This is a genomic window from Pandoraea sp. ISTKB, assembly GCF_001721285.1.
Taxonomy (GTDB): domain Bacteria; phylum Pseudomonadota; class Gammaproteobacteria; order Burkholderiales; family Burkholderiaceae; genus Pandoraea; species Pandoraea capi.
In genome coordinates, this window is record NZ_MAOS01000061.1 from 198,839 (window position 1) to 214,818 (window position 15,980).

Annotated in this window: 12 protein-coding genes; 6 read left to right on the forward strand and 6 right to left on the reverse strand. The window is 65.4% G+C overall.

The window, feature by feature from the left end:
- The first annotated feature begins 86 nt into the window (after positions 1–86).
- Complete coding sequence (locus A9762_RS22615) at positions 87–617, forward strand: GbsR/MarR family transcriptional regulator (RefSeq protein ID WP_069344220.1); 531 nt, start codon at positions 87–89, stop codon at positions 615–617.
- A 119-nt stretch (positions 618–736) separates the two neighbouring features.
- On the opposite strand, the gene A9762_RS22620 is transcribed toward A9762_RS22615, so the two are convergent.
- Positions 737–3,115: a cytochrome P450/oxidoreductase gene (locus A9762_RS22620; RefSeq protein WP_069344221.1), complete on the reverse strand. Its 2,379-nt coding sequence runs from the start codon at positions 3,113–3,115 to the stop codon at positions 737–739.
- A 376-nt stretch (positions 3,116–3,491) separates the two neighbouring features.
- Between A9762_RS22620 and A9762_RS22625 the strand changes: the two genes are divergently transcribed.
- From A9762_RS22625 to A9762_RS22635, 3 genes are all read left to right on the forward strand, one after another.
- On the forward strand, positions 3,492–4,406 hold the full coding sequence (locus A9762_RS22625) for an IclR family transcriptional regulator (RefSeq protein ID WP_083254201.1): 915 nt from the start codon (positions 3,492–3,494) through the stop codon (positions 4,404–4,406).
- Between the two features lie 370 nt (positions 4,407–4,776).
- Entirely contained in the window at positions 4,777–5,622 is an 846-nt protein-coding gene (locus tag A9762_RS22630; RefSeq protein WP_139133350.1) for a hypothetical protein, read from the forward strand.
- 170 nt (positions 5,623–5,792) lie between these two features.
- Positions 5,793–7,415: an ABC transporter substrate-binding protein gene (locus tag A9762_RS22635; protein ID WP_069344223.1), complete on the forward strand. Its 1,623-nt coding sequence runs from the start codon at positions 5,793–5,795 to the stop codon at positions 7,413–7,415.
- A gap of 128 nt (positions 7,416–7,543) precedes the next feature.
- Here the strand turns inward: A9762_RS22635 and A9762_RS22640 are convergent, their stop codons facing one another.
- The 4 genes from A9762_RS22640 to A9762_RS22655 are packed head-to-tail and all read right to left on the reverse strand — an operon-like array spanning position 7,544 to position 12,326.
- The gene (locus A9762_RS22640; protein ID WP_069344224.1) at positions 7,544–8,434 is read right to left on the reverse strand and encodes an NAD(P)-dependent oxidoreductase; all 891 of its coding nucleotides are present in this window, start codon (positions 8,432–8,434) and stop codon (positions 7,544–7,546) included.
- A complete protein-coding gene (gene ilvD / locus A9762_RS22645) occupies positions 8,434–10,176 on the reverse strand; it encodes a dihydroxy-acid dehydratase (protein WP_069344225.1) in 1,743 nt (580 codons plus the stop codon). Before ilvD ends, A9762_RS22640 begins: the two co-directional genes overlap by 1 nt.
- Positions 10,177–10,215: 39 nt before the next feature.
- Positions 10,216–11,004 carry an SDR family NAD(P)-dependent oxidoreductase gene (locus A9762_RS22650; protein WP_069344226.1) on the reverse strand — a complete coding sequence of 263 codons (789 nt, stop codon included), beginning with the start codon at positions 11,002–11,004 and terminating at the stop codon, positions 10,216–10,218.
- Positions 11,001–12,326, reverse strand: a complete 1,326-nt coding sequence (locus A9762_RS22655; protein ID WP_069344227.1) for an MFS transporter — start codon at positions 12,324–12,326, stop codon at positions 11,001–11,003. Before A9762_RS22655 ends, A9762_RS22650 begins: the two co-directional genes overlap by 4 nt.
- A 393-nt stretch (positions 12,327–12,719) precedes the next feature.
- On the opposite strand from A9762_RS22655, the gene A9762_RS22660 reads away from it, so the two are divergent.
- Positions 12,720–13,676 (forward strand): LysR family transcriptional regulator, encoded by a 957-nt coding sequence (locus A9762_RS22660; protein WP_069344228.1) that lies wholly within the window; start codon positions 12,720–12,722, stop codon positions 13,674–13,676.
- A gap of 170 nt (positions 13,677–13,846) precedes the next feature.
- A complete protein-coding gene (locus A9762_RS22665) occupies positions 13,847–14,437 on the forward strand; it encodes a hypothetical protein (RefSeq protein WP_069344229.1) in 591 nt (196 codons plus the stop codon).
- Positions 14,438–14,525: 88 nt separating this feature from the next.
- On the opposite strand, the gene A9762_RS22670 is transcribed toward A9762_RS22665, so the two are convergent.
- On the reverse strand, positions 14,526–15,938 hold the full coding sequence (locus tag A9762_RS22670) for a DEAD/DEAH box helicase (protein ID WP_069344230.1): 1,413 nt from the start codon (positions 15,936–15,938) through the stop codon (positions 14,526–14,528).
- Positions 15,939–15,980: the final 42 nt, after the last annotated feature.

Sequence of the window (15,980 nt, forward strand, 5' to 3'; positions counted from 1 at the left end):
AAGACAGAAATTAAGCGTGAGTGTTACGCGCGTCAAGTGAAATTTCGGTGTTGACAGAAATTTCCGTAATGAATAGATTCCGAACCATGGAACTTACACCGATCACCGAACGCTTCGTGCTCCACTGGGGCGAGATGGGCTCGCGCTGGGGCGTCAATCGCACCGTCGCGCAGATTCATGCGCTGCTGTACCTCGCGGGGCGTCCTGTGCCGGCAGACGAAATCACCGATACGCTTCAGGTGGCGCGCTCCAACGTGAGCACGAGCATCAAGGAATTGCAGTCGTGGCGACTGGTGCGTACGGTCCACGTGATGGGCGACCGGCGCGAGCATTTCGAGACGTCGACTGACATCTGGGAGTTGTTCAAGCTGATCGTGGAAGGGCGCCGGCAGCGCGAGATCGACCCCACACTCACGATGTTGCGAGACACGCTGATGAGTCCGGAAATGTCGTCGGAGAGCAAGGAGACGGAGCGGCGCATGCGCGACACGCTCGATTTTCTCGAGACGCTCACGACGTGGTCCGACGAAATGCTGCGGCTCAAGCCCGATACGCTGATGAAGACGTTGGGCATGGGCGCGAAGATCAGCCGCACGATGCGCGGCAAGAAGACGTAATTGAGTGGCCGCGAGTGATCGCGCGTGACCGGCACCGGGCCGGTCGGAAAAGCATAAGCGAAGGGGGCGCCGTGGCGCCCCCTTCGTATTTCCGTGCAGCGCTGCTTCAGGTGTGGCCCTTACAGCGCCAGCACCAGCTTCTTGCCGCAGGCACGTGAACAGCAGGACATCATCTTCGTGTTGGCATCGCGCTCGGCGCGTGTGAGCACCACGTCGCGGTGATCCACGTCGCCCTCCAGCACCTGCACTTCGCACGAGCCGCACAGCCCTTCTTCGCAATCGCTCTGCACGTCGATGTTCGCGGCGCGCAAGGCGGTGAGCAAGGTCTGATCGGCCGGCACCATGACGGTAATGCCCGAGTCCTTAAGCGTGACTTCGAACGCCTGTTCCTTTTCGGGATCGAGCGTGCCGAGCTGCGACTGGAAGTGTTCGACCCGCAGCGTGTCATCCGGCCAGTGCGCGCTGCACTGTGCGAGTGCGTCGAGCATGCGCACCGGACCGCAGGCATAGACTTGCGTGCCGTTCTGCGGCGTGGCGAGCAGGCTCGCGTAGTCGGCGCGTTGTCCTTCGTCCTTGACCCACAGATGCAGGCGCTCGCCGTGCAGCGCCTGAAGCTCGTCGATCAACGCCATCGTGCGACGGCTGCGACCGCTGTAGTGAATCTCGTAATCGATGCCCAGCGCTCTGGCGCGACGGGCCATCGCGGCAATCGGCGTCACGCCGATGCCACCGGCCACGAAAATCGCGCGCGGCGTCGTCTCGTCCAGACGGAAGTGATTGCGTGGGCCACGAATGCGCAACCGGTCGCCCACGCTCACCTGCGTGTGCACCCAGTTCGAACCGCCGCGGCCTTCCGGCTCATGCAGCACGGCAATCTCCAGCGCACCGGCGTCTGCCGGATCGCCGCAAAGCGAGTACTGGCGCGACAGACCTGTCTCACCGCATTCGATATCGATGTGCGAGCCCGGCGCCCAGCGCGGCATGGCGCGGCCGTCCGGCGCGACGAGGCGCAGCTTGACGATGCCCTCGGCGACCGGCGTCACGGCTTCGACCACGACCGGACGCGTGACGCTGTGTCCCGACGGCTCGCCGATACGCACCGGCGACTGACGCGTCAGCACCGCAGGATCGTCACGCTCCGGATTGTGCGCCGGATCCCACTCGACGAAGACGTGCTCGGGGCCACGGAACGACGTGTTCGGCACATACGTGAACGTCTGCTCCGCGAGCTTCATGTGCGGCAGACGGCGCGTGAATTCTTCGAGGAAGATCTGCATCTCCATGCGGGCGAGGTTCTTGCCCATGCACTGATGCGAGCCGTAACCGAAGGTCAGTTGATCGCTGGCGTTCTCCCGGCGGATATCGAACAGGTCGGCGTCGGCGAAATGCCCTTCGTCATGGTTGGCGGACGACGTCACGATCAGCAGCTTCGATCCGGCGGCGATGTCGATGCCGCCGATGTTGACGTCCTTCGTCGCCAGGCGCCGCCACGCCGCGACCGAGCCGTTATGGCGCAGACATTCTTCCACCGCGTTAGGAATCAGCGAGGGGTCTTCACAGATTTCACGCCACACGTCAGGGTGCGAGAGCAGCAGCTTCATCGCGTTGGCGGTCGCGTTGGCCGTCGTTTCGTGGGCGGCCACGATCCCCGCCATCATCATCGAATGGAGGTACGAATCGGTCACGACTTCCGGGTGTTCCTTCTGCTTGCGAATCCCGTATTGCATCCAGCCCGGGCCGTCCGGGTTCTGACGCATCTTGTCGAGAATCTTGCCCGCCAGTTGCCAGAAGTTGCCCACAGCGTGCGCCACGGCGACCTGCTCCTCGGGCTTCGGACGTCCCCACGTGTTCACGGTGTGCGCAATCGAGTACTCGCGCAGCTTGTCCATGTCTTCTTCGGGCACGCCGAGAAAGTGCAGCGCCACCGTGAGAGGCACTTCCCACAGCATCTGGTCGACGAGATCGGCGCGGCCGTCGTTGACGAAGCGGTCGACGTATTCACGCGCGAGCTGACGCACCAGCGGTTCGTGATGCTTGAGATGCTCCGGCGTGAACGGCTCCATCAGCACGCGGCGGCGCGGCATGTGCGCGGGCTCGTCTTCGTTGACCAGCGTGCGGTTCAGCGCGAAGCCGTATGAGGCGAGCACGGCGTTGGCTTCCGGCCCGGTCGGTGTGATCTTCTCGAGCGCGATCGACGGGCTGAAGGTCAGGTTGTCACGGAAGATCGCCTTGATGTCGTCGTAGCGCGTAACGACCCAGTAGCCCAGCTTCGGGCTGTAGAACACCGGCTCCTGCTCACGTGCCCAGCGCACGTATTCCGGCGGATCTTGCTGATAGCCGTCCTCGAACGGATCGAAGTCAGCCGCGCGGGCGCTCACCGGGCAGCCATTCGGGGCTGTCTGCGCCGTCGATGCCGACGTCTGGTGGAAGGGGCAACCGCTCGCGCCGGCAGGCGCGCCGGTCGTGGCATTCGGGGTGGGGGAAATCGTCTGGCTCATCCGCTCGCTCTCTGAGGCTCTCTGTTGCCTGTCGCCCGGGCTTTGTCGGGGCTTTATCAAGGCTTTATCAGGCTATCGTGCGTCGGCGAGTCTTGCAGGACACCACCGGACACACACAATAGATCCAGTGTAGAGGAGCGTTGCCATCCGGGCAGTGTGCATCGGGCGATGGCCGGCACAGCTACCCAAAATCGGCAGGGTCGTCTCCTCGGTTCGATGTGATACTCCGCATGCGGAGGGAAGCCCGGCACGCTGACACATTCTCTGAATCTGTTAAGCGTAAATATAATACGCATAGCGTAAATTAGTGGACTGGGGTTAACCTCTAGACTGGTCGATACGAGGCAACGATGATTTGCATCTTAAAATCTCGCCGATGACGACAAGCAAACGACCCACAGCAGGCCGCCCGCGAAGCGCGGCCGCGCTTTCCCGCACGACACACGGAACGGATGGCGCCGACGCCGCCGCGCAGGATGCCATCGACGCGCCGCGTGAGCGCGGGCGCCGACAGCGCGTGCAGTCGGCCGAGACCGGCATGGTCGTGCTCAAGGGGCTGGCTCGCCTGGGCGGCCGCGCGAGCCTCACCGCGCTTGCCCTGCATGTGCAGCAGAGTCCCGCTAAGGTCCACCGCTATCTGATGAGTCTCGTGGAAGAAGGGCTCGTCGCGCAGGACGCCGACTCGCAGCAATACTTCCTCGGACTCGAAGCCATGCTCATCGGCGTGGCAGCCATGCGGCAGGCCGATCCGGTGCGGGCTGCCGAACCGGCGCTCGTGCGTCTGCGCGAGGCGTTCGACGTCACCTGTTTCATCGCCGTCATGGGCAATAAGGGGCCGACCATCGTCCGCTTCGAAGAGCCGGGCCTGCCGGTCACGATCAACGTGCGAATCGGTTCGGTGATGTCGGTGCTCTGGTCCGCCGCCGGTCGCGTCTTTCTGGGGCTGCTCGACGATCCGCAGGTGCTGGCGATGGCGGAGAGCGAGTGGGCACATGCCACCCCGGAACATCGCGCACAACTCGATGCCAACGATCCTATCGGCACGTTGCGGGCGTCGGTGCGTGCGGTGCAGGGGGCGAGCGTGCGCGACACGAATCTCACGGGCATCAGCGCGATTGCCGCGCCGGTCTTCAATTACGACGGGCGGCTCGTGGGCGTGATCACGGCACTCGGCGCGACGGGTGGCTTCGATCCCCGCATCGACAGTCCCATCGGTCAGGCCGTGCGTCGCGAGGCGCTGGCGGCCAGTCACGCACTGGGCTACCGGCCGCCACTGCCTGCCAGCGCCTGATCTCCGGCTTTCCCGTTCCCCGCATATCGCTTTCACGCCTCTCATCCGCGTATCTGTTCCGAAGGGCGGATGAAATCGACGAGCCGAGGCGCTCAAGAAGATGGCGGTCGCGCAAGCGGCCGCATCTCCTGCTGTGGCGCGGCGTCTGATCTGCCAAATCGGGTGCATTCCCAAGCATTTGTCACTCCTTTAGCGTAGACGCTTGTGCTATCATTTGATAATGATTCTCATTACCAAATGAGTGATTTCCGATAGCCCTGCGCAAAGCGGGGTGAGTCATCGGGAATCACGTCTGTGGAGGTCGTAATTGTTGATGTTGAAACGAACGGTCGAATCGACACCGCGCGTCGCATCGATTCCGACACCTTCCATGACTTACGTGCCGCTCGGGCAGTTCGGACAGGGCGACCGGAAGCTCACGGGTGGCGCGCAAAAGCGTGCGCTGGCGAGCAGCGATGTCGAGGCGCTCGGGCGTGCAGGGGACACCGGCGCGCAGGCGCGCACAGCGGCTGCTTCGTCGCCGCAATGCGGCAGCGACGAGCTGTGGTTATGGCGTTTTCTGCTCGCGGGGCGTCCCTTCGGGGCGACGGGAGCGGCAGCGGGCGGGCCGGACGATGGCGCGACGTGGCTATCGGCGGCCGAGCACTCGCTCGCGCGTCGTCTGCCGCGCACGCAGATGCGCCACCGCTTCTTGTCTGAGCGCATTGCCCTTCGCTGGATCTTCGGCCGCTGGTTCCGGTGTACGCCGGCGCAGGCGCCGGTGCCGGTCGCGACGCCCGGGGTGTCGTCGCTGGAATGCGACGGTCCGCACGGCAAGGTCTGGATCGATATGGCGCACGCCGGGCTGTGGCTCTTTGTGGCGATGGGACAGGGGCCGGTGGCGCTGGCCGCGCACGCGCCGACGCCCGTGGGAGGCGAGGATGGTGCATCTGCCGTCTCCGTGATCGCGCAGGCGGGGGCGTCGGCCGCCGCGCTCGATCCCTTTGCGGTGGCACGCGACGCCGCGCATCGTGCCTGTCTGGCGCGCCTGGCGGGGGAGGGCGAGGCGCTGGCGTCCGGTGCCGACATTCCGCTGCTGGCGCATCCTTGCGTGAGCGTGCCGTATGCCGGCAGCACGCGCTATCTCTACGACATGTCGGTCAGTTCGCGACTGACGGTAGTGGCCGCGCGCGACAACATCGTGCATCGGATGCGGGCATTCGGTTGGCAGAACTGACGTTCGCTTTCCGTATCTGTGGCCGCGCATATATCGATATGCTGCGGCGCAAAGGCAGGGGTCCTGAATTTGCGATATTCTGGCCGGCTGTTTGACCGGTCGTTTCGCCGTTCGCCTGACGATCGTCTCGCTATCCGCTATCCGTCATCGACTTCCTGGAGAAGAAGCTCATGCACCGTCGCTCGCTCGCCTCGCGTCCCACGCTCGCTGCCGTCGCCACCGTTCTCACTGCGCTTGCCCTGCCGCTGGTGCCGCTCGCAGCGCAAGCCAAGCCACTCACCGTCTGTACGGAAGCCAGCCCCGAAGGCTTCGACGTCGTGCGCTACAACTCGCTCACCACGACCAATGCGTCTGCCGATCCGGTGTTCAACCGTCTGGTCGAATTCGATGCTGCGCAGGCGAAGGTCGTGCCGAGTCTGGCGACGAAGTGGGAAGTCAGCCCCGATGGTCTGACCTACACGTTCACGCTGCGCCCGAACGTGAGCTTCCACAGCAACGACCTCTTCAAGCCCACGCGCGCGTTCAACGCCGACGACGTGGTCTTCACGTTCGATCGCATGCTCGACGACAACGCGCCGTGGCACAAGCTCACGCCGTCGGGCTTCCCGCATGCGCAGTCGCTCTCGCTGGGCAAGCTGATCAAGTCGGTGCAGAAGGTCGACGACAACACGGTGCGCTTCACGCTCTCCGAGCCGGACGCCGTATTCCTCTCGATGCTGTCGATGGGCTTCGCGTCGATCTATTCGGCCGAGTACGCCGACAAGCTCGTCGCCGCGAACAAGACGGACGAACTCAACGCGCGTCCGATCGGCACCGGGCCGTTCGTCTTCCGCAGCTATCAGAAGGACAGCGTGGTCCGCTTCGACGCGAACAAGGCGTACTTCGGTGGCGCACCGGCGTCCGAGCGGCTCATCTACACGATCGTGCCGGACGCCGCCGTGCGTGCCCAGAAGGTCAAGGTCGGCGAATGCCAGATCGCGCTTTCGCCCAAGCCGCTCGACGTGCAGGCCGCGCGTAGCGACAAGGCGCTCAAGGTGGTCGAGACGCCCGCGTTCATGACGGCGTTCGTTGCCATCAACACGCAGCACAAGCCTTTGAGCGACGTGCGTGTGCGTCAGGCGCTGAACCTCGCGTTCGACAAGCCGAGCTACGTCAAGCAAGTGTTCGAGGGCACGGCCACGCCGGCCGTCAACGTGTACCCGCCGAACACGTGGAGCTATGCGAAGAACGTCGCCGACTATCCGCACGACATCGCGAAGGCGAAGAAGCTGCTCGCCGACGCGGGGTTCCCGCAAGGCTTCGAGACGACGATCTGGACGCGTCCGGCCGGCAGTCTGCTCAACCCGAATCCGCGTGTGGGCGCCGAAATGCTGCAAAGCGATCTGGCCAAGATCGGCGTGAAGGCGCAGATCAAGACGGTGGAGTGGGGCGAGCTGATCCGTCGCGGCAAGGCGGGTGAGCATGACCTGCTGTTCATGGGCTGGTCGGGCGACAACGGCGATCCGGACAACTTCCTCACGCCGCAATTCAGCTGCGCGGCGGTGACATCGGGCACGAACTTCGCGCGCTTTTGCGACGCCAATCTCGACAAGCTGATCAGTGACGGCAAGCGTACGCACGACATCGCTGCGCGCACCGCGAAGTATCAGGCCGCCCAGAAGACCATCAAGGACGATGCGTTGTGGATTCCGCTCGCACACCCGGTCGCTTCGGTGATCACGCGTGCGGATGTCTCCGGCTATCGGGTGAGCCCGTTCGGCCGTCAGGACTTCTCGGCCGTGAAGGTCAAGTAAGGCACAGGTCAGGGGCGAGCCGGCGCTTACGCCGGCGGCGAAGCCTCGGCCTCTCGTGCCCTGAACGAAAAAAAGCCATGCCCTTTGCGGGGCATGGCTTTTTTGCTGGCGACCGGATGTGTGGAACGTCAGGCGTCCGGCGCGCTCTCGGCTTCGCCGATACGGAAGACTTGCGACAGATCCCAGTCCGCCATGCCGCGATCGGCGGCGTCCTTGAGCAGACGGCGCACTTCGGGCAGCACACGTTGCACCGTGGCGCTCGTATGCGCCAGCTCGGCAATCGCATCGAGATCCTTGAGAATCACGCGCACGGTGCCCGTGGCGAAGTCGGGCGGCGTAACCATGCGCGGCCACAGCGTCTGCATCAGCACGGAGTCGGCCCAGCCGCCTTGCAGCGCCGAGGGTACGGCCGCCGTGTCGATGCCGCTGCGCTTGGCCAGCACGAAGGCCTCGGCCAGTCCGGCGAGCGTCGTCGCGACGATGGCCTGATTGGCGAGCTTCGTCGTCTGGCCTGCGCCGATGTCGCCCATGCGCGTGACTCGCGACGAGAACGCGCGCAGCACCGGTGTGACGGCTTCGATGGCGTCGGCGGGGCCGCCCGCCATGATCGCCAGCGTGCCCGCTTCGGCGCCGCCCGTGCCGCCCGATACCGGGGCGTCGATCCAGACGCTGCCGGTGCTCTCGTGCCAGCGCTTGGCCAGATGGCGCGTGAGGGCGGGGGAGAGCGTCGAATGATCGACGATGAAGCGCGGCGGGGTGGCGGCGTGCACGAGTCCGTGCTCACCGAACACGACATCCTCGACGGCCTTGCCGTCGCCCAGACACAGCAACGCGATATCGACGCATTCGCCAAGCGCCTGCGGGGTCACGCAGGCGATGGCGCCGGCGTCGAGCAGCGCGGCGAGTTTCGCGGTGGAACGGTTCCAGACGGCGACATCGTGGCCGGCGGCCAGCAGGCGCCGCGTCATCGGTTCGCCCATGCGGCCGATGCCGCAAAAGCCTACGCGTGGGGTAGTCATCAATTCGGGTCCTCGTGGGTTGGCGTCTCCCCGATGGAGGCTTCGTAGGGCCATGGCACGGCCCCCGAATGCGTGACCGCGCCCAGCTTAGCCGGCCGCACGAGCGCTTCGTACTTTTCCAGTACGCCGCCCAGACGACCGCGCACGAACGGTTTGGCCTCGGCGGCCCGCGCGGCGAGTTCCTCGTCGGAGAGTTCGACGTCGAGCTTACCCTTGATTGCGTCGATGTGGATGGTATCGCCGTCTCGAATCAAGCGAATCGGTCCGCCCGCCGCGGCTTCGGGGCCGACGTAACCGATGCACATGCCGCGCGTCGCGCCTGAGAAACGACCGTCCGTGAGTAGCGCGACCTTCTCGCCCATGCCCTGCCCGTAAATGGCAGCGGTCACGCTCAGCATTTCGCGCATGCCCGGGCCGCCTTTGGGGCCTTCGTTACGGATCACGAGCACGTCGCCTTCACGGTAGGTCTGTGCCGACACCACGGCCATGCAGTCCTCTTCGGTCTCGAACACGCGGGCCTTGCCCGTGAACTTGAGTTGCTTGAGACCGGCGGTCTTGAGCGCTGCGCCGTCCGGCGCGAGGTTGCCGCGCAGCACAACCAGCCCTGCGTTGGGCGAGAGCGGTTCGGTGTGCGGCTTGACGACGCGGCCGTCCGGACCCGGGAAGGCGCGCAGCGCTGCTTCGAGCGTCTCGCCCGTCTGCGTGAGCGTGTCGCCGTGGATGTGGCCGCCCGCCAGCAGCGCGTTGAGGACGGCCGGTACACCGCCGACATGGTGCAGATCGACGGCCAGATAGCGACCGCCCGGTTGCATGTCGCCGATGAGCGGCGTGCGGGCGAGCACTTCGGAGACGTCGTCGAGCGTGAACTCGATACCGGCCTCGTGGGCAATCGCCGGGATGTGCAGCATGGCGTTGGTCGAGCCACCGGTAGCGGCCACGGCGGCGCAGGCGTTCTCCAGACTCTTGCGCGTGACGAGATCACGCGGCAGCGGACCGCCGTTGCGCAGGGCGCGCATCACATTCTCGCCCGCCCGACGCGCAATCGCGATCCGTTCGCTGTACACCGCCGGCACCATGGCCGAGCCCAGCGGCGCAAGGCCGAGCACTTCCGCGACCATCGCCATCGTGTTCGCCGTGAACTGGCCGGGACACGAGCCCGCCGTGGGCGTGCAGCGTTTTTCGATGCCGCGCAGCGTCTCGGCGGACATGTCGCCGCGTTGCGCCGTGCCGACCGCTTCGATGGCGGTGAGAATCGTGGCCTGTGAGCCGTCAGGGGCCACGCCCGGCAGCATCGCACCGCCGAACAGGAAGACGCCGGGGACGTTCACGCGCACCATGCCCATCAGAATGCCGGGCAGCGTCTTGTCGCACCCGGCGACACCGACGAGGGCGTCATAGCAATGGGCGCGCACGAACAGCTCGACGCTGTCGGCGATCGTCTCGCGCGAGACCAGCGAGAAGCGCATGCCCGAGTGGTTCATCGACGTGCCGTCCGAGACCGAGATCGCCGAGCCGCGAATCGGCACACCGCCGCCCGCCGCGACACCCAGCCGGACGTTGTCCGAGATCTGATTGAGCGACATGGAGCAGGGGGTGTTCTCGCCGAACGTGTCGACGATGGCGACGAACGGTTTGTCGATGGCGGCGTCGTCGAGGCCGGTGGCGCGCAGGAAGGCGCGGTGCGGCGTGCGGGTGACGCCTTCGGTGACCGTGCGGGAGCGGTGTTTGTGCAGATCTGCCATGGGGGACTTCCTTTGATGTTCTTGTACGGGCTCGCGGACTCAGGTGTTGAGCAACAGTCCATTCTCGATGGCAAGCACCTGACCGGTCATCGCCGGGGCGCGTGTGGCGAGGAACCACGCGAGTTCGGCGATCTCGGCGGGTTGCGAGACGCGTCCGAGCGGCGAGTTCTCGCGCATGCCTTCGACGACGCGCCCGTAGGCTTCGTCGCCGAGCACACGCCGCAGCAGGCCGTCGTCGACCATGCCGGGCGCGATGGCGTTCACACGCACCTGCGGCGCAAGATTGCGTGCGAGCGACAGCGTCAGCGCATTGACGGCGCCCTTGGACGCCGCATAAGCAATCGACGACCCGGTGCCGTTGAGCGACGCGAGCGACGAGATGTTGACGACCGACGCATACGACGCTGCCGATCGTTCCGCAGGGCGCTCGCCCAGCAACGGGGCGGCTGCGCGCGTCATCTGGAACATGCCGATCAGGTTCACACGATAGATGCGCTCGAATTCGGCGGCATCGATGGCGTCCAGATCGCTGTGCGGGATGACGCGCGTGGTGCCCGCGCTGTTGACGAGCGCATCGAGCCGCCCCCAGCGTGCGCCCACGGCATCCGCCATGCGGCGACACGCGGCGTCGTCACCGACATCGGCATCGATGATGAGCGTTTGTGCGCCGGCGTCGCGACACTGCGCGGCAACCGCCTCGGCAGCGGCACGCGTACTGTCGTCGAAATTGTTGATGGCCACGGCCCAGCCGTCCTGCGCAAAGCGCAGGGCGGTGGCCGCACCGATGCCCGTAGCGGCACCGGTTACGAGACAGACGGGAAAACTCATGCATGACTCCGTTGGGGCTTGAGCGACATCACGAGGCACGCACCGCCGACCAGCGCACACGCCAGCACGATCATGCCCGGCAGCAACTGGCCCGTGCTGTCCTTGAGAAAGCCGATGACGTAAGGGCTGACGAAGCCCGCGAGGTTGCCGGTCGAATTGATCAGCGCGATGGCGGCGGCCGCGCCGGCGCCGCCCATCATCGCCGTGGGAATGCCCCAGAAGACCGGTGCGATCGAGTTGATGCCGATGGCCGCGACGATCAGGGCCGCCATGGACCACCACAGATGCTGCGCGAGCAGCACGGAAGCGAGCATGCCAGCCGCGCCGAGCAGGCAGCACACGGCCACGTGCATGCGGCGTTCGTTGTGGCGGTCGGCGTGGCGCGCGATCAGAATCATCGCTACGGCGCTCACGAGCGACGGCACGGCCGAGAGCAGGCCGATGTTGCCGAGGTTCGCGACACCGGCGGCGCGAATCATCGTCGGCAGCCAGAACACGAGGCCGTAATTGCCCATCGCGATGCAGAAGTACAGCAGGCCGAGCAGCCACACCTTGGGGCTGCCGAACACCTCACGCACGCTGTGCTGAGCCCGCGTGCTGCCGTCGGCGGCGAGGTCCTGGGCGAGCAGACGCTTTTCTTCGGCGCTCAGCCACTTCACCGTCTCGATCTTGTCCTGCAACACGAAGAACGCCGCGATGCCCACGAGCAGCGAGGCGATGCCTTCGAGCAGGAACAGCCATTGCCATCCCGAATAGCCATGCATGCCGCCGAAGTGCAGCATGATCCAGCCCGAGAGCGGACCGCCGATGGCGCCCGATACCGGAATGGCGACCATGAACAGGGCGATGATCTGCGAGCGCTTGTTCGACGGGAACCACGACGACAGATACAGCACGATGCCGGGGAAGAAACCCGCTTCGGCGACGCCGAGCAGGAAGCGCAGCACGTAGAAGGACGTCGGTCCCTGCGTGAACATCGTGAGGCAGGAAATGATCGACCACGTGACCATGATGCGCGCGATCCACATGCGGGCGCCCACGCGATGCAGGATCAGGTTGCTCGGCACTTCGAAGAGGAAGTACCCGAGGAAGAACACGCCCGCACCCGCGCCGTAGACCGTCTCGGACAGCGAGAGGTCGGAGAGCATCTCCAGCTTGGCGAAGCTCACGTTCACGCGGTCGATGTACGCGACGATGAACGCCAGGAAAAGGAACGGGATGATGTGCCAGGTCAGCTTGCGGTACAGCGCGTCGCGCTGCACGGGATCGAGAGTGACCGGGGCGGCATGCGGCTGCGCGCCGCCCGAAAGGGACGTGCTCATGGGTGTTGTCTCCGAGGTGCGTGCCGTGCGGCACGTCGAGTTATCTGGCAGCGCTTAGCGTCGGATGGGGTTCGCGCGACTGGGACCGCATTCGGCGTTCGGTTATACGTCGACCGCCTTGCGGTGCCGGATCGGGATCCCGGAAATCCGGACCAATGGGCTCGGACGGGATGGGAAATCGGCACGAAAATCCCGCCACACGCTAGCGCTGCTCGATCGAAGGGTAAAGCGAGGGCGGTTGCCTCGGCAAATCACACTTTGCGCACCTGGCATTACCGTTTGGTTATGATGTCGACGATCCGCTGCCGGGTGACCGGCATTTCCGATGGTTCGGACGTTCGACGGTTCGATCGTCCCCGCCATTGTCCTTACGTCCTTACCGTTCTGAGCGCCATGATCACGACCGACAACTCGATCGAGCGTTTCTTCCGCAGTGGCCTGAAGCTGGGCCACCTGCGCATTCTGGTGACGCTGGGCGAGCTGCGTCAGGTCACGCGCGTGGCGGCGGCGTTTCACGTCACGCAGCCGGCCATCTCCAAGCAGATTGCGGAAATCGAGGAGGCGCTGGGCGCGCCGGTCGTTCGGCGGGTGGGTAATGCGGTCGAGCTGACGGGGATCGGGCGCGTGCTCGTCGAGCGCGGGCGCGAGATCCTGCGGCAGATCGAACTTGCCCGCCGGGATGTGAGTGCCTTGACCGCCGGGACAGCGGGGCACGTGCGCTTCGGTGCGGTGGTGACGATTCCTCAGCCGCTGATCGCGCACGCGGTGGAGCTATTCACCCGACGCGCGCCGAACGCCTCGTTCTCCTTCGTCGAAGCCACGCTGGACCGGCTGCTGAAGATGATGGACGAAGGCAATCTCGATCTGGCGCTCGGACGCAATCGTGTGGCTGGCCATATGCCGGAGATGCGCCACGAATCGCTGCATCACGAGCCGTTCGTCTTCGTCGTCGGGACACGGCATCCGCTGGGTGGTCCGGACGCTGCTGTCTCGTGGGACGACTTGCAGACGGTGCGCTGGATCACGCCGATGCGCGGCTCGCCGGCGTTCACGACGATGGCCGAGATTCTGGCCGAGCATGGGGTGACGTTGCAGCGTCCGGTCATCGAGTCGAGTTCACTGGCGCTGAACCTGTCGTTGCTGCGTGGCGGCGAGTTCGTCTCGATCCTGCCGCTCTCGCTGGCGCGGCGTTATGTACAGCGCGGCACGATGCGAGTGTTGCCGTTGCCGCCGCTGGCGCCGCTGGGCGAAGCGATTCTGTACTGGCGCGAGGACACGACGACGCCCGCCGCACAACTGTTCGCCGCTTGCCTGCGGGAATCGTCGGCGGAGTTGATCGACACGAACTGATGCGTCGTGACGAGGCCATTGCACGACGAAAGCGACGAATGTATGAAGGGGGGGCTGCGGCAGACGTCGCAGAAGTGGTGTATTTGAGCGATTTGGGAAAGCGGGAAATTGCCCATCCGTGCATGCCTAGACTGGCGCATCCATGAACGGATTTGTCCCGGAGGCAATCTATGAAATTCCGCACCCCACCTGCCTCGCTGCGTGTCTTGAGCGCTTGTGCACTGGCGGCGACCGTGGTCGTCGCAACCGGATGCACGGCCCCCATGGTCAAGCCGACGCCGGTCACGCAACCGGTTACGTCGCCAGCGAATCCCACGATCCTGCCCGTGCCGGGGCCGACCCCGCAGCCGTCGATTCAGCCGGTGCCGCCGACATCGAAGCCGACGATTCTGCCGGTACCGGGGCCCGCGCCGCAGCCGGCCATTCAGCCGGTGCACCCGGTGCCGCAGCCGTCGATTCAGCCTGTCCCGTCTGACATCCCCAAACCCACGACCTTGCCTTCGGGGCCGCAGCCCGTCGTTCGCGATGCAGTGCCTTCGGCGCTGAATAACCCCTCGCGTCGTCCGTGCACCGCGGAGTGGTTTTCCTATCTGGAAAAGCACTACACCGCGGTGGGCGATGCACAAGGGCACGGCCCGGATCTGGGCAGCGACGAGTGGTTAAACGCCTTCGAGCGCCGTCGTAACCTGCCGTCGACCAGCGCGCTGCCGCGAGAGCAGCGCTGCGCCACGCTGGCGCGTGAATTGGACTATCGCAACTGATCGGGCATCCGTGCGCGCCTGTCATAAGCGGCAGGCGGGCACGGAATCGTCGTCGGGCCGCCCGGGCGGCGGCCCTCATCCCCTCGAATCAGGGCTTGCGCTTGCTGCGAACGTTCACGCCGGCAGGTTTGCCGGTGGACTTGCGTGCGCCCGACGCGGGTTTGCCTCCTGACGGGGTGCGCGTCTTTTTTGCGCCGAACGGATTTCCGCTCGACGAGCCGCCCGTAGCCTTAACCTTTTCCTTGTCCTTGCCTGCGACCTTGCCAGCGTTGCCGCCGGTCGTCGGGCCTGGTGGGAATTTCGGTTTCTTCGGCTTTTTGGGCTTCTTCAGGATCTGACCGCTCGCGTCGGTCTGCGGCACGCGATGCTCGGCTTCAAAGCCGGGCACCTCCTCGCGACGCAGCGTTTGCCGGATCAGTGCCTCGATGGCGGCGAGTTGCGGCGCTTCGTCGGCGCACACGAAGGACACCGCCACGCCGCTGGCACCGGCGCGTCCGGTGCGGCCGATACGGTGCACATAGTCCTGCGCCACGATCGGAAGATCGACGTTGATGACGAGCGGCAAATCGTCGATGTCCAGCCCGCGCGCGGCCACGTCGGTCGCGACCAGCATGTGAACCTCACCCGTCTTGAAACGCTCCAGCGCCCGCAGGCGTGCCGGTTGCGGTTTGTCGCCGTGAATGGTGTCGACCGAATAGCCTGCGTCCTGCAACATGGCGGCGAGATAGTCGACGCCGTTGCGGGTTTTGACAAACACCAGCGCGTGCGTCCACTGGTTTTCCGCGATCAGGTGCATGAACAGATCGGGCTTGTTGCGCTTGTCCACGGTCACGACCCACTGCTTGATGCGGCTGGCGGTGGCATTTGGCGTGCTGACGCTGACATTGACCGGCTGGCGCAGCACGCGCTGCGTCATGGCGCGGATGTCATCGGTGAACGTGGCGGAGAACAGCAGCGTCTGACGTCTGGCGGGCAGGGCGTCGACCACCGCATTGAGTTCGCGTGCGAAGCCCAGGTCCAGCATGCGATCGGCTTCGTCGAGCACGAGGGTCTGCACCTGATCGAACTGCACGGCGTTCTGCCGGTTGAGGTCCAGCAGGCGGCCCGGTGTGGCGACGAGCACATCCACGCCCTTGCGCAGCTTCATCATCTGCGGATTGATGCTCACCCCGCCGTACGCGGCGAGAAAACGCAGATCAAGCCCTTTGCCGTACGCGAGGAAACTTTGCAGGACCTGTTCGGCCAGCTCGCGCGTGGGCACGAGGACCAGCACGCGCGCGCGGTTGCTGGATACGGCAGGGCCTTCCTTCACCAGACGCTGCAACAGTGGCAGCGCGAAACCTGCGGTCTTGCCGGTGCCGGTCTGGGCTTCGGCCATGACGTCCTTGCCGCTGAGCACCGCCGGAATGGCAGCGGCCTGCACCGGGGTCGGTGTCCGGTAATTGAGATCCTGCAAATTCCGCAATAACGGATCGATCAGACCGAGCGAGGCGAAGGACATGAGCAGAGGGCGATGGATGCAAAAACCGTAATTCTAGCGGTT